The organism is Streptomyces sp. NBC_01515 (assembly GCF_045040345.1).
Taxonomy (GTDB): domain Bacteria; phylum Actinomycetota; class Actinomycetes; order Streptomycetales; family Streptomycetaceae; genus Streptomyces.
In genome coordinates this window covers 5,112,658-5,133,577 of the sequence record NZ_CP109416.1, presented here as the reverse complement: position 1 = coordinate 5,133,577, position 20,920 = coordinate 5,112,658, and the positions used below count along the sequence as shown (strand labels likewise).

16 protein-coding genes and 1 pseudogene are annotated in these 20,920 nt (G+C 69.2%); 9 read left to right on the top strand and 8 right to left on the bottom strand.

All coding sequences use genetic code 11. The features are described from left to right. Positions 1-4: 4 nt before the first annotated feature. Complete coding sequence (locus OG407_RS22790; RefSeq protein WP_405860683.1) at positions 5-799, bottom strand: hypothetical protein; 795 nt, start codon at positions 797-799, stop codon at positions 5-7. A gap of 60 nt (positions 800-859) precedes the next feature. Further along, positions 860-1,594, bottom strand: a complete 735-nt coding sequence (locus OG407_RS22785; protein ID WP_405860681.1) for a hypothetical protein — start codon at positions 1,592-1,594, stop codon at positions 860-862. A 200-nt stretch (positions 1,595-1,794) separates the two neighbouring features. Here OG407_RS22785 and OG407_RS22780 point away from each other — a divergent pair, with 200 nt between their 5' ends. The 4 genes from OG407_RS22780 to OG407_RS22765 all read left to right on the top strand — a co-directional run bounded on the left by OG407_RS22780 (position 1,795) and on the right by OG407_RS22765 (position 7,076). After that, positions 1,795-2,571: an SDR family NAD(P)-dependent oxidoreductase gene (locus tag OG407_RS22780; protein WP_405860679.1), complete on the top strand. Its 777-nt coding sequence runs from the start codon at positions 1,795-1,797 to the stop codon at positions 2,569-2,571. Between the two features lie 107 nt (positions 2,572-2,678). Further along, entirely contained in the window at positions 2,679-3,797 is a 1,119-nt protein-coding gene (locus OG407_RS22775) for an LLM class flavin-dependent oxidoreductase (protein WP_405860677.1), read from the top strand. Positions 3,798-3,894: 97 nt separating this feature from the next. Further along, positions 3,895-5,616 carry an amidohydrolase family protein gene (locus OG407_RS22770; protein WP_405860675.1) on the top strand — a complete coding sequence of 574 codons (1,722 nt, stop codon included), beginning with the start codon at positions 3,895-3,897 and terminating at the stop codon, positions 5,614-5,616. Then, positions 5,613-7,076: an aldehyde dehydrogenase family protein gene (locus OG407_RS22765; RefSeq protein ID WP_405860673.1), complete on the top strand. Its 1,464-nt coding sequence runs from the start codon at positions 5,613-5,615 to the stop codon at positions 7,074-7,076. The genes OG407_RS22770 and OG407_RS22765 overlap by 4 nt, the downstream gene beginning before the upstream one ends. A 42-nt stretch (positions 7,077-7,118) precedes the next feature. On the opposite strand, the gene OG407_RS22760 is transcribed toward OG407_RS22765, so the two are convergent. After that, on the bottom strand, positions 7,119-7,514 hold the full coding sequence (locus tag OG407_RS22760) for a nitroreductase/quinone reductase family protein (RefSeq protein WP_405860671.1): 396 nt from the start codon (positions 7,512-7,514) through the stop codon (positions 7,119-7,121). A 50-nt stretch (positions 7,515-7,564) separates the two neighbouring features. On the opposite strand from OG407_RS22760, the gene OG407_RS22755 reads away from it, so the two are divergent. Then, positions 7,565-8,377, top strand: coding sequence for an endonuclease/exonuclease/phosphatase family protein (locus OG407_RS22755; protein ID WP_405860669.1), 813 nt, complete (start codon positions 7,565-7,567; stop codon positions 8,375-8,377). A 14-nt stretch (positions 8,378-8,391) separates the two neighbouring features. Here OG407_RS22755 and OG407_RS22750 read toward each other — a convergent pair whose 3' ends face one another. Continuing rightward, complete coding sequence (locus OG407_RS22750; RefSeq protein WP_405860667.1) at positions 8,392-9,921, bottom strand: CehA/McbA family metallohydrolase; 1,530 nt, start codon at positions 9,919-9,921, stop codon at positions 8,392-8,394. Between the two features lie 247 nt (positions 9,922-10,168). On the opposite strand from OG407_RS22750, the gene OG407_RS22745 reads away from it, so the two are divergent. Both OG407_RS22745 and OG407_RS22740 read left to right on the top strand, forming a co-directional pair. Next, complete coding sequence (locus OG407_RS22745; protein WP_405860665.1) at positions 10,169-12,754, top strand: bifunctional FO biosynthesis protein CofGH; 2,586 nt, start codon at positions 10,169-10,171, stop codon at positions 12,752-12,754. Between the two features lie 93 nt (positions 12,755-12,847). Then, positions 12,848-13,402: a hypothetical protein gene (locus tag OG407_RS22740; RefSeq protein ID WP_405860663.1), complete on the top strand. Its 555-nt coding sequence runs from the start codon at positions 12,848-12,850 to the stop codon at positions 13,400-13,402. On the opposite strand, the pseudogene OG407_RS22735 reads toward OG407_RS22740, so the two are convergent. Further along, positions 13,395-13,622, bottom strand: a pseudogene (locus tag OG407_RS22735) (DUF2165 family protein); the annotation flags it as partial. The gene OG407_RS22740 and the pseudogene OG407_RS22735 overlap by 8 nt on opposite strands. Positions 13,623-14,329: 707 nt before the next feature. On the opposite strand from OG407_RS22735, the gene OG407_RS22730 reads away from it, so the two are divergent. Next, complete coding sequence (locus tag OG407_RS22730) at positions 14,330-15,451, top strand: ADP-ribosylglycohydrolase family protein (RefSeq protein WP_405860661.1); 1,122 nt, start codon at positions 14,330-14,332, stop codon at positions 15,449-15,451. Between the two features lie 17 nt (positions 15,452-15,468). Here OG407_RS22730 and OG407_RS22725 read toward each other — a convergent pair whose 3' ends face one another. After that, the gene (locus OG407_RS22725) at positions 15,469-17,058 is read right to left on the bottom strand and encodes a sodium:solute symporter family protein (protein WP_405860659.1); all 1,590 of its coding nucleotides are present in this window, start codon (positions 17,056-17,058) and stop codon (positions 15,469-15,471) included. Positions 17,059-17,193: 135 nt separating this feature from the next. Next, positions 17,194-17,982 carry an SDR family oxidoreductase gene (locus OG407_RS22720; protein ID WP_405860657.1) on the bottom strand — a complete coding sequence of 263 codons (789 nt, stop codon included), beginning with the start codon at positions 17,980-17,982 and terminating at the stop codon, positions 17,194-17,196. Positions 17,983-18,063: 81 nt separating this feature from the next. On the opposite strand from OG407_RS22720, the gene OG407_RS22715 reads away from it, so the two are divergent. Beyond that, on the top strand, positions 18,064-18,903 hold the full coding sequence (locus OG407_RS22715) for a hypothetical protein (RefSeq protein WP_405860655.1): 840 nt from the start codon (positions 18,064-18,066) through the stop codon (positions 18,901-18,903). Here the strand turns inward: OG407_RS22715 and OG407_RS22710 are convergent, their stop codons facing one another. Then, positions 18,904-20,796: an MFS transporter gene (locus OG407_RS22710; protein ID WP_405860653.1), complete on the bottom strand. Its 1,893-nt coding sequence runs from the start codon at positions 20,794-20,796 to the stop codon at positions 18,904-18,906. Positions 20,797-20,920 lie beyond the last annotated feature (124 nt).

Sequence of the window (20,920 nt, the reverse complement as noted above, 5' to 3'; positions counted from 1 at the left end):
GGGATCAGGGTGCCGGAACCTCCGTCAGCGGTATTTCCACGTCGGTGACATTGGCGCCGCCCTGACCGAATCCGGCCTCCTCGGACTGGAGGGCCTTCGTGGAGTTCGGGACGGCATCGGCGGCGGTCGTCTCGCATTTCACATTCCGCAGCCAAAGGCGCCCGTCAGGCGTTCCGTTGTTGAGGATCTGCGGATAGAAGACGTGCACGGTCGCCGCTCCCTCGCTCGGCGCGAAGAACACCGTCTGACCGTCCTGCGCCTCTTTGTACGTGGCTTTCAGGAATCCGCTGACATCGGTGCGCTTGGCGGACCACATGAAGAAGGCGGTGCTGTCCGCCTGCACGGTGTCCGTCCGGCTGAACGCGAGGGTGGTCGTCTTGTCGTCACGCGTGATGTTGATGGTCGACGTGCTGAATTCCAGGCCGACTTCGAAGAGCGAGTTCCCGAGTTTCGTGCCGGCATCGGTGACGGTTCCCTCCTCCACCTGAAGGGTTCTCGTCACCGATGTGCTCACGTTGAAGGTCTTCGTCGCGGTGCCCGTGGAACCGCAGTTGTCGGACACCGGGGAGACGCGTTCGTTGGGCCCGAGGCTGTTCGCCTTGAACTGGACGTCCACGAACTCGCAGTTCGCCAGTCTGTCCGAGTCCGAGGAGCAGTCGGCGCTCACTTCGGACGGGGTGGCGGCATTCGCCTGGTTCATCAGCGGCACGATCACCGCGAGCGCCGCGACAGGGGCCAGGGCGAGGGTGATGCGCTTCTTCTTGCTCCGGTGACTTCTCGTGCGGGCGGTTCGGGACATAGGTATCTCCGTTGAAGTGTGGGGGAGTTGAGCTGCGCATTCCTGACGGTGGGCCGGGGCTCAGCAGTCCTCCAGGACCGCCTTCGAGGTGCCGTCCACGACACCGGGAGCACCGGCCGCACCCGGCAGGACGACGGGTCCCTCGACGACGTCCGGGGCCACGAAGTTCTGCTCCGGGCTGGCCGGCAGGACGGTGGTCTGCTCCCGGGCGTCGACACGCACCCGCCATTCCCCGGTCATCCGCTGCAACTTGGGCGTGAACTCCATGTGGAGCACCTTGCCGACCGGCACGTCCCGCGCCTCCGTGTCCCCGGCCGTCGCCGACTTCACGGTCATGTCGAGGGTGCCCTTGTGCTTGGCCCAGGCCCCGCTCAGGAATCCGAAGAGGCCGCCGGCGACGCCCTGTTGGGTGGAGACGTACTTGCCCTGCCCCTGGGCCGCGGTCGACGACCAGGTGATGGACACCTTGGCCGGATCGGTGGCGTTCGGCTTGCAGTTGGGGAAGTCGATGGACGCCTTTTCGGTGGGCCCGTCGAAGGTCTCGAAGTTCGTCTCCACGTAGTCGCAGTTGTCGGCCTGGAAACCGTCCGCGAAGGCGCCGCCGAAATCCTCCACGGACCGCTGTTCGCCATTGACCACCGCGGACCTCTCGCACATGGTCATGATCTGGTCCGGCGTCTTCGCGTCGGCCGCGTTCGCCGACGGCAGCAGCGTGATGACCACCCCGCCGGTGGCGAGTGCCGCGCCGATCGCCACGTACCTGACTTTCCTGTTGCGCAATCTCCGCTTTGCCATACCCGGCATTCTTGGAGCCAAGCCGAGGTATGGACAGAGTCAAATGTCCCTACTCCCCGGTCACTTACGGTGCGCTTGTGCACGTGATGTGTGCTTGTGCAAGGACTCCCTCGCGCGCAAGGAGCCTTCCCTCGCCATCTGACGCCGCGTCAGATACGGCGCTACGATGCCCTGCATCCACCGATCCCGAGGAGGCCCGCATGGGCAAGCTGGACGGGCGTGTCGTCATCGTCACCGGGGCGGCGCGCGGGCAGGGGGAGCAGGAGGCGCGGCTGTTCGCGGCCGAGGGCGCGAAAGTCGTCGTGGCGGACGTGCTGGACGAGCAAGGGGAGGCGCTGGCGAAGGAGTTGGGCGCGTCCGCGTCCTACGTCCATCTCGACGTCGGCGAGGAGGCGGACTGGAGTGCCGCCGTGCGGGCCGCCAAGGAGGTGTACGGGCGGATCGACGGGCTGGTCAACAATGCCGGGATCCTGCGGTTCAACTCCCTTGTGGACACGCCGCTTGAGGAGTTCATGCAGGTCGTGCGGGTCAACCAGGTGGGCTGTTTCCTGGGGATCAAGACCGTGGCGTCGGCGATGGAGGACGGCGGCACGATCGTCAACACGGCCTCGTACACGGCGGTCACGGGGATGGCGGCGGTCGGGACCTACACCGCCACCAAGCACGCGATCCTCGGGCTCACCCGGGTGGCCGCGCTGGAGCTGGCGAGCCGGCGGATCCGGGTCAACGCCGTGTGCCCCGGGGCCGTGGACACCGCGATGTCCAACCCGGCGCGGCTCGACCCGGACGCGGACCCGGAGGAGATGACCCGGGCGCTGGACGAGCTGTACCGCAAGCTCGTGCCGCTGGGGCGGATCGGGCGGGCCGACGAGGTGGCGCGGCTGGCGCTGTTCCTGACGTCGGACGACTCGTCGTACATCACCGGGCAGCCGTTCGTGATCGACGGGGGCTGGCTGGCCGGGGTCAGCGTCATCTGACGGCACCCGCCAGCATCTGACGGGGCGTCATCTATTGACGAATCTGACGGCACGTCAGAAAGTCGTAGCACTCATAGGGACCATCTGGACTGGGACGGTGAACCTCCTTGGAATTCGGGCTCTTTGTACAGGGATACGTGGGCAAGCGTGCCGAGACGGACCCGCTGGCCGAGCACAAGGCGCTGATGGAGGAGACCGAGTACGTCATCCAGGCGGACAAGTCCGGCTTCAAGTACGCCTGGGCGTCCGAGCACCACTTCCTGGAGGAGTACTCGCACCTCTCGGCCAACGACGTCTTCCTCGGCTACCTCGCCCACGCCACCGAACGCATCCACCTCGGGTCGGGCATCTTCAACCCCCTCGCCCAGGTCAACCACCCGGTGAAGGTCGCCGAGAAGGTCGCGATGCTCGACCATCTCACCGACAACCGCTTCGAGTTCGGCAGCGGGCGCGGTGCCGGGTCGCACGAGATCCTCGGGTTCATTCCGGGGGTGACCGACATGAACTACACCAAGGAGATCTGGGAAGAGACCATCGCCGAGTTCCCCAAGATGTGGCTCCAGGACGAGTACGTCGGCTTCCAGGGCAAGCACTGGCAGCTGCCGCCGCGGAAGATCCTCCCCAAGCCGTACGGGAAGGCGCACCCCGCGATGTGGTACGCCGCCGGGTCGCCTCCCTCGTACGCGATGGCTGCGAGGAAGGGCCTTGGCGTCCTCGGGTTCAGCATCCAGAAGGTGTCCGACATGGAGTGGGTGCTGGAGCAGTACAAGACGGAGATCGTGAACGCCGAGCCGGTCGGGGCGTTCGTCAACGACAACGTCATGGTGACCACGACGGCGATCTGTGCGCCGACCCATGACGAGGCGATCCGGATCGCCACGAGTGGGGGGCTGCACTATCTGCCCTCGCTGGTGTTCCGGTACCACGACACGTTCCCTCGGCCTGAGGGGTTCCCGGTGTGGCCGGAGACGCTGCCCGAGTACACGCCGGAGTTCGTCGAACTCCTCGTGGAGGAGGAGCTGTTGATCTGTGGGGATCCGGATGAGGTGCTCACCCAGTGCAAGCGGTGGGAGCAGGCCGGGGCGGATCAGTTGAGCTTTGGGTTGCCGGTGGGGGTGCCCAAGGAGGAGACGTTGCAGACGATTCGGTTGATCGGGGAGCACGTGGTTCCGAAGATCGACACGGATCCTGTGCACCGGACCACGCGGTTCCGTCAGGCGGTTTGAGGGTTCGTCGCGGGGTGCGGGTGCGTGGGGGCTGGTCGCGCAGTTCCCCGCGCCCCTGGGTAGGGCCGCGCCCCCGGAGTCCAAGGAGGCAAGGCTCATGCTCGATCACGTCATCAAGGGCGCGACCGTCGTCGACGGGACGGGGGCGCCCGGCTTCACTGCCGACGTCGGTATACGTGACGGTCGTATCGCCGCGATCGGCACGATCACCGAGGAGGCCCGTACCGTCGAGGACGCGCACGGCCTCGTCCTCGCGCCCGGGTTCGTCGACCCGCACACCCACTACGACGCTCAGCTCTTCTGGGACCCGTATGCCACGCCCTCCCTCAATCACGGGGTGACTACCGTCGCCGCCGGGAACTGTGGGTTCACGCTCGCGCCGCTGATGCCGGCGGACGCTGACTACACGCGGCGGATGATGTCCAAGGTCGAAGGGATGTCGCTGGTCGCGCTGGAGGAGGGGGCGCCCTGGAGCTGGCGTGGGTTCGGGGAGTACCTGGACGCTCTTGAAGGGCGGATCGCCGTCAACGCCGGGTTCATGGTGGGGCATTGTGCGCTGCGGCGGTATGTGATGGGGGCGGACGCTGTGGGTGGGCAGCCGAGTGAGGAGCAACTCGCCGCGATCGTAGGGCTGTTGCACGAGGCCATGGACGCGGGGGCCTGGGGTTTCTCCACCACCCAGTCCTCCACCCACTCGGACGGTGACGGGAAGCCGGTCGCCTCCCGGCACGCACTTCCCGCCGAACTCATCGCGCTGTCCAGGGCAGTCGGGGAGCACGAGGGGACGCAGATCGAGGCGATCGTCGCCGGGTGTCTGGATCAGTTCAGTGACGCTGAGATCGATCTGTTCGTCGAGATGAGCGCGGTGGCGGGGCGGCCGTTGAACTGGAACGTCCTGACCATCGATGCCGCCGTGCCCGAGCGTGTGCCCCGGCAGCTGTTCGCGAGTGAGCGGGCTCGGAAGGCCGGGGGGCGGGTCGTCGCCCTGACCATGCCGATCCTCACGCCGATGAACATGTCCCTCGGCACCTTCTGCGCGCTGAACCTGATACCCGGGTGGGGACCGATCCTCAGCCTGCCCGTGCCCGAGCGGATCGCCAAGCTGCGGGAGCCGGACGTACGCGCCGAGATGCTGCGGAACGCCAACTCCAAGGAGGCGGGCGTCTTCCGGCGGCTCGCGAACTTCGGGCGGTATGTGATCGGGGACACGTACAGCGCGGCCAACGAGGGGCTCACCGGGCGGGTGGTCAAGGACATCGCCGCGGAACGCGGTCAGGAGTCCTTCGAGTGTCTGGTCGAGATCTGTGCGGCTGATCAACTCCGTACGGTTCTGTGGCCCATGCCCTCCGACAACGATCCCGCCTCCTGGGCGCTGCGGGCCGAGACCTGGCAGCACGAGGACGTGCTGCTCGGCGGGTCCGATGCCGGGGCACATCTGGACCGGATGTGCGGGGCGCCGTACACGACCCGGTTCATCGGGGACTGTGTGCGGGGGCGGAAGTTGGTGGGGCTGGAGCAGGCCGTGAAGATGCTCACCGATGATCCGGCTCGGCTGTTCGGGCTGCGGGAGCGGGGGCAGGTGCGGGAGGGGTGGCATGCGGACCTGGTGCTCTTCGACCCGGAGCGGATCGACGCCGGCAAGGCCACCCTGGTGCACGACCTGCCGGGCGACAGTCCGCGGCTGGACTCCAAGGCGATCGGCATAACGGCCGTGTGGGTCAACGGAGTTGAGGCCATCCGGGGCGACGTGGTGAGCGGGAACGTGCCGGGGCGGGTGCTGCGGTCGGGGCGGGACACCAGGACGGTGAGCACGAAGTGAGTTCCCAAGTGGCCGATGGGCAGCGGTTGTTCGTCGGGGGGGAGTGGGTCGAGCCGGACGGTGGGTACTACGCCGTGGTCGATCCGGCTACCGAGGAGACCGTGGGGTGGGCGCCGGAGGCCTCGCGGGGGCAGGTGTTCGCCGCTGCCGCCGCGGCGCGGGAGGCGTTCGGGCCGTGGTCGCGTACGCCGGCCGAGGAGCGGGCGGCGATTCTCGGGCGGGCGGCGGACATCATCCGTCGCGGGCTCGTGCCGTACGCCGAACTCGCCCAGGCGGAGACCGGCGCCACGACCGGGACCGCGCGGGGCATGCAAGTGGGCGTCGCGGCGGCCCGGTTCCGGCGGTACGCGACCGTGGAGCCGGCCGAGTGGGCGATCGCGCCGCAGGTCAACGAGGCGGGGCCGTTCGGGCGGGCGGCTGTCATGGGCGCGATCGCCGTGCGGCAGCCGGTCGGTGTCGTCACGTGCATCACGTCGTACAACAACCCCTGGGCGAACCCCGCCGGGAAGATCGCCCCCGCCCTCGCCATGGGCAACACGGTGGTCGTGAAACCGGCGCCGCAGGACCCGCTGTCCGTCTACCGGATGGCCGAGGCGCTGGAGGCGGCCGGGGTGCCGCGCGGGGTCGTGAACGTCGTCAACGGGCAGTCGGTGGAGGTGGGCGAGGCCGCGGTCGAGTCCGATGACGTCGACATGGTCAGCTTCACCGGTTCCACGGCCGTCGGGCAGCGGATCGCCGAGGTGTGCGGGCGGGGCATGAAGCGGCAGTTGATGGAGCTGGGCGGGAAGGGCGCGGCGGTCGTCTTCGACGACGCGGATGTGTCGGCCGCCGTGTCCGGGATCGGTACGACGTTCTCCTTCTACAGCGGGCAGATCTGTACGGCGCCCACGCGGGTGCTGGCGCAGCGGGGTGTGTACGAGCGGGTCGTGGAGCAACTGGCCGGTTATGCGCGGGCGTTGAAGGTCGGCGATCCGCGCTCGCCGGACACGGTCGTCGGGCCGGTGATCTCGGCGGCACACCGGGAGCGCGTCGAGTCGTACGTCGAACTGGGCCGGAAGGAGGGCGCGGTGGTCGTCGCGGGCGGCGAACGCCCCGCCGACAGACCGGGGTTCCTCGTCGCCCCCACCGTCCTCGCCGACTGCGGCCCCGAGATGCGGGTCGTCCGCGAGGAGATCTTCGGCCCGGTCGTCGTGGTCGTCCCCTTCGACGACGAGGAGGAGGGAATCACCCTCGCCAACGACAGCGACTACGGCCTCATCGACTACGTCTGGTCGGGGGACGTGGCCCGCGCCTTCCGCGTCGCCCGGCTGCTGCGCGCCGGCGGGGTCGGGGTCAACACCGTGGGGCGCAACATGGAGGCGCCGTTCGGGGGGTTCAAGAAGAGCGGGGTCGGCCGGGACGTCGGCTCGTACGCGCTGCACGCGTACAGCGAGGTGCAGGCGATCGTGTGGCCGGGGTGATGCCGAGCCCCCCGTCCGCCGGGCCGCGTCCCCCGCCCACTGTCACTTGTCCAGATCCACCCGCACCGTCAGCAGGCTCGACCCCATCGCCTTCACCGCCGCGCTGTTGAAGCGGGGCAGGGTGCGCAGGCGGGCCTGAGGATCGTCGTCGGGGAGGAGGTGGGCCGTGCCGGTGTGCCAGCGGCCCATGACGCGGACCCGGACCTTCGGGTTCGCCTTGATGTTGCGGACGTACTGGGAGAGCTCGCCGAACTCCGACACCAGCCAGAACGTGTCGCCGACGCGGCGGCCGCCGAGCGGGGTGCGGCGCGGTTGGCCGGAGACGCGGCCGGTGGTCTCCAGGACGGTCTGGGTGGGGAGGCGGCGGGTGACCGAGTTCAGCACGCGCTGGATCCGGCTGATGGTGCGGTACTTGGCCTCGGGGTTCGGTGTCGGCATCTTTCCCGGATCTCCTGTTGCTCGGACGGGGCGTGGACTTCAATGATCTCGTGCGCGTGGTGACATGGAACCTGTGGTGGCGGTACGGGCCCTGGGAGGCCCGGCAGAAGGCGATTCTCGCCGTGTTGCGGGAGCTCGATCCCGATGTCGTCGGGTTGCAGGAGGTGTGGGATGCCGAAGGTGTGAACCTCGCCGCGTGGCTCGCCTCGGAACTCGGGATGCACTGGACCTGGGGAGCCTCCCACGACCCCGGGTTCTGGCAGCGGCGACTCGGCGATCCCACCGTCGGGATCGGCAACGCCGTCCTCAGTCGTTGGCCCGTCGCCGAGCGGGCCGTGCTGCCGTTGCCGCCCGGGGATGGTGACGGCGGTCGGCTCGCGCTCTACGCGGGGCTGGACGCGCCGGGGTACCGCGTCCCCTTCTTCACCGCCCACCTCTCCTCCGCCACCGACGCCTCGGCCGTACGGTGCCAACAGGTCACCGCCCTCGCGGAGTTCGTCGCTGCCCACCGTGGCGACGGGCCCTTCCCGGCCGTCGTCACCGGTGACTTCAACGCCTGGCCGGACTCGGACGAGGTGCGGCTCTTCGGGGGGTACCGGACCGCGCCGGCCGTGGGCGGTCAAGTCCTCATCGACGCCTGGGACTTCGCGGACCCGGGGGCTCCCTCAGCTACCTGGGACCTCGCGAATCCCTACGTGGCGGGCACGTTCGGGCCCAGCGTGCGCGTCGACTACGTCTTCGTCGAACCGACCGGGAAGGACGGGCCCGGGCATGTGCGGGGCGTGCGGCGGGCCGGGGACGGGCCGGTCGACGGGGTGTGGCCGACCGACCACGCGGCCGTTGTCGTCGACCTGAGTGACTGACGGCAGGGCCTGGTTCACCGCTTGGCCTCGCCCAGGAAGATCGGATTGGTGAACGCCGCCAGCGCCCCCGGTACCGCCCCCGCCGCCGTCTCGTGCCTCAACTCGGCCCGTACGTACGCCGCGTAGGCCGCAGTCGTACCCCACTCGACCACCCCCGCACCGCCCACCGGCAGCGGATCGCCGGTGAACAGCACCCCCTGGTCGGTCACGAGGCGGACGGTGCAGCGCGGGGCGCCGGTGGCTTCCAGCCGTAGCGTGACCGGGGTGTCCGCATCCACCCTCAACCGCTCGCCGATTCCCGCGTGTTGGGCCCGGCCGCCGGACGCGGTGAAGGTGAGGGAGAGGTTCTTGGACTCGGAGACGTACGAACGCCCCGCGCGGAGGCCGTCCTGGATCGCCTCCCGCGTCAAGTCGTCGGCCAGGACGACGGTTTGGGGCAGGCCGACCGCGTCGGGGTCGCGGTGGGCGTCGCTGTTGCCCATCGCCGGGAGCCACTCCCGGTTCTCCCGTACGGATGCCACGAGGGTCGCGTCCCAGGAGGCCAGGGCGATCTCGTCGTCCGGCGTGTAGGGGCCGTTCCACACCTCGACGGCGTCCGCCTCGCCGAAGCCGAACTTCCAGGCGCAGCCGATGCAGGTGGCGTACGGATGGGCGGGGACGACCAGACCGCCGGCCCGCCGGATCTCGCGGGCGAACTTTCCGAAGCGGTTGTCGCGCGCCCGGTAGCGCCAGTCGATGAAGGTGCCGGGTTCGGTGCCGAGGGCGACGACGTGACCGTTACGGGTCGTGACCTCCTCGCCGAGCATGATGAGCAGGTCGTCGCCCGCCTCCGAGGCCCAATGGGGGTGCGAGGACTGGGTGTTGTGGTCCGACGAGTTGATGAAGTCCAGGCCCGCCGCCCGCGCCAGCGCCGCGATCTCGGCCGGGGTGCGGCGCCCGTCGGAGTACCAGGAGTGCAGGTGGCAGTCACCCCGGTACCAGGCCCGCCCGCGCCCCTTCGCCCGCTCCGGCGGGTACACCGGCCGCGGCGCGACGCCGGGTTCGCCGTAGGTGAGCGTGATCGTGAGCTCGTACGACAGCCCTTGCGGGGAGACGGTGTACGGGCCCAGCGCGACGTGCCAGGTGCCGGCGCGCACCGGGCCGGGGAGGTAGCCGGGCGTCGCGTCGTCCACCCGGATGAAGAACTCCGTGCGGGCCCCGCCCGACCAGCCCCGGAAACCCCTGCCGCCCAGGTCGGTGCCGTGCTGGTCGAAGATGCCGATGTCGAGGGCGTTGCCCTGGGTGCCGGCCGGGACGGACGGTCTGTCGTACGTGTAGGCCACCTTGATCTCGGCGACTCCCGTGGGGACCTCGACGGGCACGTACACATAGTCGGGCGAACCGGTCGGGAGCGTGCCCCGAACCGTCCGCGTCTCCTGGGCACCACTTGCCGGGGTCGCCGCACCGCTCGCGAAGGTCACGCTCCCCAACGTAAGCGCGGCGGTGGCGCCCGTCACGATCAGCGCACGTCGGTTCAGGCCGTTTCCGTGATCGTCGTCGCACATGCCGCTGCTCCCGGGGTGTCGTGAGTGACAGGGATCGTGCAGGGGTGACTCGCAGGACTGCTACGACTCTGGTAGTCGGCTGTGAACTCCCGTGCAAGGGAAGGAAATCGACACCTGTCCGGAGAACGACGGCGGATCCGGCGGGAGAACGCGCCGCCGCGGCCCGTTACACCGTGTAACGAACTCCGCGGCGGGATGAATCGGGCGCCCCTCTTTGGCCTGATCAGGCCGATCGTATGCTCGAAGGATGACGACTCCCGCGAGCTCCGGAACCGGCCCGACCGAGAACTCCATGCGTCGCGCCCTCAAACGCGCCCGTGACGGCGTGGCCCTCGACGTCACGGAAGCGGCGGTGCTGCTCCAGGCGCGCGGCGAGGCCCTCGACGACCTCACCGCGTCCGCCGCCCGGGTGCGCGACGCGGGCCTGCGGACGGCCGGCCGGCCCGGCGTGATCACGTACTCGAAGAGCGTCTTCATCCCCCTCACCCGCCTCTGCCGCGACAAGTGCCACTACTGCACCTTCGTCACCGTCCCCGGCAAGCTCCGCCGGGCCGGCCACGGGATGTTCATGTCCCCCGACGAGGTCCTCGACATCGCCCGCCGAGGCGCCGAACTCGGCTGCAAGGAAGCCCTGATCACCCTCGGCGACAAGCCCGAGGACCGCTGGCCGGAGGCGCGCGAGTGGCTCGACGCGCACGGCTACGACGACACGATCGCGTACGTCCGCGCCATCTCCATCCGCATCCTGGAGGAGACGGGCCTGCTCCCGCACCTCAACCCCGGGGTGATGACCTGGACGGACTTCCAGCGCCTGAAGCCGGTCGCCCCCTCCATGGGCATGATGCTGGAGACGACCGCGACCCGCCTGTGGTCCGAGCCCGGCGGCCCGCACTACGGCTCCCCGGACAAGGAACCGGCCGTACGCCTACGGGTGTTGGAGGACGCGGGCCGTTCGTCGGTCCCCTTCACGTCCGGCATCCTGATCGGCATCGGCGAGACGTACGAGGAGCGCGCGGACTCCCTGTTCGCGCTCCGCAAGGTCTCCCGCTCCTACCACGGCATCCAGGAACTGATCATCCAGAACTTCCGCGCCAAGCCGGACACGGCGATGCGCGGCATGCCGGACGCGGAACTGGACGAGCTGGTGGCGACGGTCGCGGTGGCCCGGCACATCATGGGCCCGTCGGCCTGCCTCCAGGCCCCGCCCAACCTCGTCGACTCGGAGTACAAGCGCCTGATCGGCGCGGGCATCGACGACTGGGGCGGAGTCTCGCCGCTCACCATCGACCACGTGAACCCCGAACGCCCTTGGCCCCAGATCGAGTTGCTGCGCGAACAGTCGGCGGAAGCGGGCTTCGAACTCCGTGAACGCCTCTGCGTCTACCCGGAGTTCGTGGGCCGCGGCGAACCCTGGCTGGACCCGCGCCTGCTGCCGCACGTACGGGCACTGGCGGACCCGGAGACGGGACTCGCCCGTGAGGACGCGGTGGTCGAGGGCCACGCGTGGCAGGAGCCGGAAGAGGCCTTCGTGTCGTCCGGCCGTACGGATCTGCATGTGTCGATCGACACGGAGGGCCGTACGTCCGACCGCCGTGACGACTTCGACGAGGTCTACGGCGACTGGGGCGCCCTGCGCGAGGCGGCGGCACCCGGCATGGTCCCCGAGCGCATCGACACGGACGTACGACAGGCCCTCGCCACGGCGGCCGACGACCCGACGAAGCTCACCGACGCCGAGGCCCTCGCGCTGCTGCACGCGGACGGCCCGGCGCTGGACGCGCTGACGCGGATCGCGGACGACGTGCGGAAGTCGGTGGTCGGCGACGAGGTGACGTACATCGTCACGCGGAACATCAACTTCACCAACGTCTGCTACACGGGCTGCCGCTTCTGTGCCTTCGCGCAGCGCCGTACGGACGCGGACGCGTACACCCTCTCCCTGGACCAGGTGGCGGACCGGGCCCAACAGGCCTGGGAAGTCGGGGCGGTTGAGGTCTGCATGCAGGGCGGTATCCACCCCGACCTGCCCGGCACGGCGTACTTCGACATCGCGAAGGCGGTCAAGGAACGCGTCCCCGGCATGCACGTCCACGCGTTCTCCCCCATGGAGGTGGTGAACGGCGCGACGCGCACGGGCCTCTCCATCCGCGAGTGGCTGACGGCGGCGAAGGAGGCGGGCCTCGACACCATCCCCGGCACGGCGGCGGAGATCCTCGACGACGAGGTCCGCTGGGTCCTGACGAAGGGCAAGCTGCCGACGGCGACGTGGATCGAAGTGGTCACGACGGCACATGAGTTGGGCATCCGTTCGTCGTCGACGATGATGTACGGCCACGTGGACCAGCCGAGACACTGGCTGGGCCACCTGCGGACCCTGGCGTCCATCCAGCAACGCACAGGAGGTTTCACGGAGTTCGTGACGCTGCCGTTCATCCACACCAACGCGCCGGTGTACTTGGCGGGGATCGCTCGCCCGGGCCCGACGATGCGGGACAACAGGGCGGTGGTGGCCATGGCGAGGCTGCTCCTCCACCCCCACATCCCCAACATCCAGACGAGCTGGGTGAAGTTGGGCTCGGAGGGCGCGGCGGAGATGCTGCGTTCCGGGGCGAACGACCTCGGCGGCACGTTGATGGAGGAGACGATCTCGCGGATGGCGGGTTCGTCGTACGGCTCGTACAAGTCGGTGCGGGACCTGGTCGCCGTAGCGGAACTGGCGGGTCGGCCGGCGAGGCCGCGGACGACGCTGTACGGCGAGGTGCCGGAGGAGCGGCAGCGGACGGCGGCGGTGTCGGACGGGCATCTGCCGGAGCTGCTGCCGGTGCTCGACTGAGCGGGAGGAGGGTCGGACGGGGGCCGGTACGATGATCCGACCCCTGTTCGATCGGGATGTGGGGGCTGTGAGTAGCTGAGGAGATGCGTGCCCGTGCCTGCCTCCAAGGTCTGGGTGACCGGTCTGACGGTGGGAGCGATCGCCGCGGTCACGGTCCTGGCCGTCCAGGCCAACAAGGGCCCGCACCCGAAGGCGTCCGCCGCCCGCCCGAGCGCGTCGGCGTCCGCGCACGCGTCCACGTCCCCGAAGCCGCACGCGACGGCCGCCGCCGCGGTACCGGCCTCCTCCGGTACCGGGCGGCGCATCGTCTACGCCGTCGGCCAGAAACGGGTCTGGCTGGTCGACGCGAGCGACAAGGCGGGCCGTACGTTCGCGGTCTGGCCGGGGACGGTGAGCCCCGACCCCGGCAAATACACCGTGTCGGTCCGCAAGGACGCCACGACGGGCTCCGACGGCGTCCAGATCGAGAACATCGTCTACTTCGCCACCAAGTCCGGCCTCAACATCGCCTTCTCCAACGCGGTGGACGGCTCCTCGCCCCCGCCGGCGGTGGGCAAGGAGACGGGCGGCGTCCGTATGGGCAAGGCGGACGGCGCGGCACTGTGGGCATTCGGGACGACGAGCACGAAGGTGATCGTGGTCAAGTAGCGGAACTCCTGGCCGGGAGTTGCGCGACGAGCAGCACGACCCCGCTCAGCAGGAACACCCGGGTCGCCGCCTCCAGCCCGTTCCAGTCCTTCGACTGCCACATTGAGAACCACTCACCGCCGACCGCGATGAACCCGGTCCCGAACAACACCATGAGCATGAGCAGCCCGTACGTGGGGGTGGTCATGACCGGTTTCTTCCTCGTGTGCTGTCTCGGGACCCGGGGGGAGCGCTGTGGGCCTGAGTCGTGATGTGGACGTTGGGCCGCCCGCTTCTTGGCCAGTGTCGGGCTTCCGCGCCCCGAGTAAAGGGCGCTCCCTGCGGTCGCGTCGCCTGCGGCGATTCCGCTTCGCTCCACCCTTGACTCGGTGCACTCCAGCCCGTCTGAGAAGCGAGCGGGCGGCCCCGAGGGATGGGTGGCCAGGTACGCATCCCCCTACCTGTACTGCGTTGTCGGCCGGTGTGAGGGAGGCGCGTTCGCGTCTCGCCGGCACGCCGGGCGGGCTTAGCGGCCAACGGTGAGTGGGTGGGGACTGACGCGACGGACAGGAGCGCCTCTCCCTGGGGCACCCGGTCCGCAGAAATGTGACAGTCCTGGGGGGAAGTGTCACATTTCTCCGACCCGCCTCCCCGCCCGGGCCCCCTTCCTCTCCTTGGAAGCCGGGGTCATTTCTAACCAGTCAAAGGTCGTTACGGTGGTTAGACTTACCCCCGGCTTCCAGAAAGTACCCACTACCCACCGGGGGTTGGCCGCTGAGCCGAGGTGGCGTGCCGGCGAGACGGCGGCGCGCCACCCTTACCCCGGCCGAGAAGCGAGTGGCCCAACCCCGTGTACCGATCCACCCCTCTCCACCCCCTCAACCCACCGTCCCCGTTCGATTACAGTGCTGAACTGACTCGTACGTACGACGGAGCTCCGAGGAGGCCTTGGTGAGTACGGCGACCGCGGCCGTCTGGGGTCGGGTGGAGCAGCAGGATTTTCGGAGTCGGGTGCGGGGGACGTTGCTCGGGGCCGCCGTGGGGGACGCGCTCGGTGCGCCTGTGGATCTGTTGGCGGGGGATGAGATCCGGGAGGCCTACGGTGCTGAGGGCGTCGTGGATCTCGTCTTCGGGTATGGGCGGCGGGGGGCCGTCACTCATCTCACGCAGCTCAGTCTGTTTACCGTCGATGGGCTGATCCGCGCTCAGGTGCGGCGCGATACCGGGGCCTGGCATCCGCCTACCGATCTGCATCGGGCCTATTTGCGGTGGGCCGCGACCCAGCATGACTGGGGGCCCGATGAGCGTCGTAAGGATGATGGGTGGCTTGCGCGCGAGGAGTGGCTTTATGCGCGGCGCGATCCAACTCGGGCCTGTTTGTTGGGGTTTGGGGATGAGCGGATGGGGACGCTCGACGCGCCCAAGAATCCTGGCGAGGTGGGCGGGGAAGCCGCCGCTCGTTCCGCGCCTTTTGGGTTGCTCGTGGGGTGGGAGCCTCAGCTCGTGATGCAGCTCGCCGTGGAGTGTGCCGCTCAGACCCATGGGCATCCCGTCGGGTATCTGTCCGCCGGTGCTTACGCCGTCATCGTGCACGGACTCGCCCGCGGGGAGAGTCTCGACGCCGCCGTGCAACGGGCGCTCGGCCTGCTTGCCGCCAGACCCGGGCATCAGCCCGTCTCCGTCGCACTCCAGCGCGCCCTCGGCGCCGTACGGCAGGGGCTGCCCACCTCCGCGCGGGTCGAGGAACTCGTGGGGGAGGGGAACGCGGACGGGTTGCTCGCGGGGGCCGTTTACTGCGCGCTGGTCGGCGAGGACGTACGGCATGGGCTGTGTCTGGCCGTGAATCACGGTGGGCCCTCCGGTACTGCGGGGGCGCTCACCGGTGGTCTGCTCGGGGCGTTGCACGGCGAGACGGCCCTCCCGCCGGCCTGGCTGGCCGAGCTGGAGGGCCGTCCCACCTTGCTTGTGCTGGCCGACGACTTCGCGGTGGAGATGACCCAGGGGCCCGCGTTGCACGGGCCCGCCGGGTCCGCCCCGGGGTGGATCGCCAGATACCCCAGAGGCGCGTAAGAGGCGCGTAGCCGTAGCTACGACTGGCTGCCCACCACGTCGTCGCCCGCGCTCGCCTGCGTACCCGCCTGCGCCGGTACCGCCACGGCCGCCGCCTCGCCGTCGTCGTCCCCACCGCCGTTGATCTTCTCGATCAGCGCGTCCCGTTCCGGGGTGTCCTCGGGCTTCACGTAGCCGATGAGGATGTAGAGGACCAGGGAGACCGCGAGCGGGATCGACACCTGGTACTGGAGCGGGACCCCGCCGTCCACCTCCCAGTTGATCGGGTAGTTGACCAGCCAGAAGGCGAACAGGCCGGCCGCCCAGCTCGTCAGCGCCGCCGTAGGACCGGACTTGCGGAACGGGCGGAGCAGGCCCAGCATCATGGGGATCGCGATCGGGCCCATCAGGCCGGCGACCCACTTGATGACGACCGTGATGATGTCCTTGAACGTGGGCGAGTTGATCTGTGTCGCCACCGACATCGACAGGCCGAGGAAGACGACCGTCGTCACCCGGGCCGCGATGAGGCCCGAACGGTCGTCCCACGCGCGGGCTTTGGCGGAGACCACCGGTGCCACGTCCCGCGTGAAGACGGCCGCGATCGCGTTCGCGTCGGAGGAGCACATCGCCATCGTGTGCGAGAAGAAGCCGACGACCACCAGGCCCAACAGGCCGTGTGGCAGCAGCTGTTCCGTCATCAGGCCGTAGGAGTCGGAGCCGTCCGGCTTCTGCGCGTGGACCAGGAGCGGGGACATCCACATGGGGAAGAAGAGGACCGTCGGCCAGATCAGCCACAGCGCCGCCGACAGCCGGGCCGAACGCTCGGCCTCGTGGGGGCTCTTGGTGGCCATGTAGCGCTGGGCCTGGTTGAGCATGCCGCCGTTGTACTCGAAGAGCTTGATGAAGAGGAACGCGAGGAGGAAGACCGTGCCGTAGGGGCCGACGAGCGGTTTGCCGTGGCCCTGGAGCGCGGGTTCGTCCCAGGCACCGAGGAAGCCGATGCCCTTGTCGTGCAACTTCAGTACGACGGCCACGAACATGGAGACGCCGGCCAGCAACTGGATGATGAACTGGCCGAGTTCGGTCAGCGCGTCCGCCCACAGGCCGCCGATCGTGCAGTAGACCGCCGTGATCGCACCGGTGATGAGGATGCCCTGGTTCAGGGACACACCTGTGAACACCGACAACAGGGTCGCGATCGCCGCCCACTTGGCCGCCACGTCCACGATCTTCAGCAGCATCCCGGACCAGGCGAGCGCCTGTTGGGTCTTCAGGTTGTAGCGGTTCTTCAGGTATTCGAGAGGCGACGCCACGTGGAGCCGTGAGCGCAGCCGGTTGATGCGCGGCGCGAACAGCTTGGAGCCGATGGCGATGCCCAGCGCGATCGGGAACGACCAGGTGATGAAGGACGTGACGCCGTACGTGTAGGCGATGCCCGCGTAGCCGGTGAACATCACCGCGCTGTAGCCCGACATGTGGTGCGAGATGCCGGACAGCCACCACGGCATCTTCCCGCCGGCCGTGAAGAAGTCGCTCACGTTGTCGACGCGTTTGTGCGACCACACACCGATCGCCACCATCACGCCGAAATAGCCGATGAGCACGGCCCAGTCGAGCCCGTTCATATGCGCCCTCCCACGATTGAGCCGGTTCAGCCCGGGGCTCATCGTGGGCGGTCGCGCGTGAGCACGACAAGTAAGCGCACGGTCAAGGGGGAGTAAAATCGTTCGGATTGATGTTCCGCGTTCAGCTATGTGAACTCATCGCATCAGCTCACCGGCGTTGACCAGCAACGACTGTCCCGTGATCGCCCGCGCCCGTTCCGACGCCAGGAACACCGCCGCGTCCGCCACATCCCCGTCCGTCGCCAGCTCGGGCAGCGCCATCCGGTCGGCCAGCCGCTTCAGCACCTCCGCCTCCGGCACCTTCTCCGTGTGCGCGGTGAACTGCACGTACGCCTCCACCGGCGGCCCCCACATCCACCCCGGCAGCACGGTGTTCACCCGGATCCGGTACGGCCCCAACTCCCGTGCCAGCGAGTACATCGCGCTCGTCAGCGCCCCCTTCGACGCCGCGTACGCCGCCTGCCGCACCTGGGACGGGGCGGCTACGGCCGACTGTGTCCCGATGAACACCACCGAGCCGCCGCCCACCTCCTTCAGCGCCGGCAGGCAGGCCCGCGTCATCTTCAGCGTCCCCAGCAGGTTCACGTCGATCACCGACTGCCAGGTCGCGAAGTCCGCGTCCTCGACCCCGCCGAAGTAGCTGTCCCACGCGGCGACTTGGACCACCGCGTCGACCCGCCCGAACCGCTCCCGCGCCACCGCCACGAGCGCCTCGCACTGCCCCTCGTCCGTGATGTCCGTCGCCCGGTACGCCGTGTGCGCGCCGTCCGGATCGATCTCGGCGGCCGACTTGGCGAGATTCGCCTCCGTGCGCGCACCGAGCACGGCGTTCCCCCCGTCCCGTACGACGGCGGCGGCGACCTGGTGGCCGAGTCCGGCCCCGACCCCCGAGACGACGACGGTCTTGCCCGCGAGCAGCGACATCCGATCCCTCCCGGGGTCTGGCGGTTTATCTGACGGGGCGTCAGAGTATGGGCGACCGGCGGAGGACGGAAGGGGAGCGACGTGAGCGAGGAAACCCGGAGCGACGTGTACGCCGAACTGGCCGCCGTAGGACCGTACGGAGTCCGGCCGGGGCATGCGCTGATCACCATGGTCGAACCGCATCCCGGCCACGAGTACGCCTACAACCGCTGGTACGAGGACGACCACTACTACGCGGGTGCGATGGCCATGCCCTGGATGTACTCGGGCCGCCGCTGGGTCGCCACCCGCGACCTCCAACTCCTGCGCCGGCCCGAGAAGTCGGCGATCGCCGAGCCCGTCACCGCCGGCTGCTACCTCTCCACGTACTGGGTCACCGAGGGCCGCTACGACGACCACATGAAGTGGACCGTCGGCATCAACAAACGGCTCAATCGGGATGGGCGGGTGTACCAGGACCGTACGCACGTGTTCACCGCGTTCCAGGACCACGAGGCGACCGTGTACCGGGACGGCGCGGCGGGCCCGCGGGACTTCCACGCCCTCGACCACCCTTACGCCGGGCTGGTGTTGGAGGTCGTCGACAGCGAATCGGCCGAGCAGCGCGCCGAGTTGCTGGAGTGGCTCCGCTCCCGGCAGCTGCCCAAGCGGCTCGCCGGGTCACCGGCCGCCATGGTGACCGTCTTCCGGCCGACCCCGCTGCCGGGCGACCGCATGACCTACGTCAAGCAGGTCGAGGGGGTCGACACCCGGCTCACGTTGCTGTGGTTCCTGGAGGCGGATCCGCGGGAGTGCTGGGCGGAGTACTTCGCGGATCTTGAGACGCCGGTGGCCGAATCCGGCCTGGGGCGCGTGGAATTGGTGGCACCGTTCATCCCCACGGTGCCAGGTACGGACAGGTACGTGGACCGGCTCCGCTGACTACTTCAGCTCGTCGGGGCAGGGAGTGCCCCGGGGCAACTGGTACGGCGCCGCCAGGCGATACGTCCCCGTCTTCGGCGCCAGCAACATCGTCCACTTGTCGCCCTTGGAGTCCTCCTCCGTCTCCATCAGGCAGCCGTTGAGGTTGTCGAACGTCTTCGCCGTGCCCTCGGCACGGTGCTTGGACGCGTCGGTCTCCTGCGGGGGCTTGAGGCTCTTGCCCTTCGCGTCGACGATGCTCAGCCACGGCGAGTACGGGATGCGGATGAGGATCCGCCCCTTCTTCTTCACCTCGATGGTCAACTCGCCCTGCTCCGCCCGGTCCACGACCGAGTTCGGCTCGGCGAGCGGCGTCGGGTCGGTGACCTGGAAAAGCTGCCAGTTCGTGTCGCCCCAGACCTGCTTCAGATACGGCATCCCGCGCTGAACCAGGGCCCGTTCGCGCTCGCCGCCGTCGCCGTCCAGCTTGTCCTTCGGCAGCACGACGTAGTGGACGGCCCAGCGCTGGAGCCACTCGTGGTAGTTCGCCGAGTTGAGGGTGTCGTCGTAGAAGAGGGGGTTGCGCTCCATGTCGGCCTGGCGGTTCCAGCCGCGGGCCAGGTTGACGTAGGGCGCGAGCGCGGAGGCCTCGATGTGGGACGCGGCCGGGACGACCTCGACCCGGCCGCGCTCGGCGCCGACCGTCTGCAATTCGTTGACGAGCGGGGCGAGTTCGTGCGACCAGGACGCGGCCGGGGCGGTGTTGATGACGTCGTCGACCGACTTGAAGCCGATCCAGCCGTTGAAGCCGACGAAGGCCAGCGCGATCGCGTACCACTTGCGCGAGCGCGGCACCGCGAAGGGCAGTGCGGCGATCAGGGCCACCCCGGCGAACAGCATCGCCAGCCGGCTGATGTTCGAGCCGATCTGCGAACTGACCAGCCAGACGAGGATGACGCCGATGCTGTACACGGCCGCCGTGATCCGTACGGTCTTCCACTCGCGCGGCACCATGAAGTAGACGATCACCCCGGACGCGAGCGGCAGGATCATCGAGCCGAACAGCATCGGCTGCGTACCGGAGAACGGGAACAGCCAGGCGGATACGGCTACTACGGCCGCGGGCGCGAGGCCGAGGGCCCATGCACCCGGGCGTCGCTTCTGCAGGAACAGGGCTACGGCGACCAGCCCCACGAACAGTCCGGCCACCGGCGACGACATGGTCGCGAGCGCGGCCAGCGGGGCCGCGCACAGGGCCTTCGCCCAGCGTTTGTAGCGCCAGCGGTACGGCCAGCAGAACACCACGGCCACCGCGCCGAGCCCGAACACCAGGCCCAGGCCGTACGTCACCCGGCCCGACGCCGCGTTGCACAGCAGCGCGAAGACACCCGCGAGCGAGGCCCACAGCGGGTTCCTCACCGAACGGCTGCGGATCAGGATCATGGTGAGCAGGCCCGCCGAGATCGTCCCGGCGATCATCATCGTCGTACGGACACCGAGCACCGACATCAGATACGGCGAGACCACGCTGTACGACACCGGGTGCATGCCGCCATACCAGGCGAGGTTGTACGCCGAGTCCGGGTGGCGGCCGACGAACTCGGCCCAGGCGTCCTGTGCCGCGAGGTCGCCGCCACTGTTCGCGAACGTGAAGAACCAGACGACGTGGAGGACACCGGAGAGGAGCGTGAAGCCGATCACCGGGTGAGCGAGGAAGGGGGCGCGGAGACGGTCGACGAACCGCGTCAGGCGCGTGCTGTTCTCACGGGTCCCGCCGTCGTCCGTGTGCTGGGCGCCGGCCGCCGCCGCGTCATCCGTCCTGTCTGTCGCGGTGTGCGCGGGTACGCGTATTCGCGGGCCGGTTACCGGGCCCGGATCGGCATCGTCGGCACGTGTCGGCTCCGCTGTGGCCACCTGAAGGCACTCCCCGTGTCCCGTCTTCCGTTCTCGGCCGCGTCCTGTCCCGTTCCCGGCCTGTTCGACGCCGCGTCCCGCTCGACCGGCGACGTGCCCCGATTCGCGACGCTAGCACGCACCC

Excerpts from the sequence above, each read along its gene's own strand:
- OG407_RS22790 (WP_405860683.1), bottom strand. The coding sequence starts at position 799 with ATGTCCCGAACCGCCCGCACGAGAAGTCACCGGAGCAAGAAGAAGCGC.
- OG407_RS22785 (WP_405860681.1), bottom strand. The coding sequence starts at position 1,594 with ATGGCAAAGCGGAGATTGCGCAACAGGAAAGTCAGGTACGTGGCGATC.
- OG407_RS22780 (WP_405860679.1), top strand. The coding sequence starts at position 1,795 with ATGGGCAAGCTGGACGGGCGTGTCGTCATCGTCACCGGGGCGGCGCGC.
- OG407_RS22770 (WP_405860675.1), top strand. The coding sequence starts at position 3,895 with ATGCTCGATCACGTCATCAAGGGCGCGACCGTCGTCGACGGGACGGGG.
- OG407_RS22760 (WP_405860671.1), bottom strand. The coding sequence starts at position 7,514 with ATGCCGACACCGAACCCCGAGGCCAAGTACCGCACCATCAGCCGGATC.
- OG407_RS22750 (WP_405860667.1), bottom strand. The coding sequence starts at position 9,921 with ATGTGCGACGACGATCACGGAAACGGCCTGAACCGACGTGCGCTGATC.
- OG407_RS22745 (WP_405860665.1), top strand. The coding sequence starts at position 10,169 with ATGACGACTCCCGCGAGCTCCGGAACCGGCCCGACCGAGAACTCCATG.
- OG407_RS22725 (WP_405860659.1), bottom strand. The coding sequence starts at position 17,058 with ATGAACGGGCTCGACTGGGCCGTGCTCATCGGCTATTTCGGCGTGATG.
- OG407_RS22720 (WP_405860657.1), bottom strand. The coding sequence starts at position 17,982 with ATGTCGCTGCTCGCGGGCAAGACCGTCGTCGTCTCGGGGGTCGGGGCC.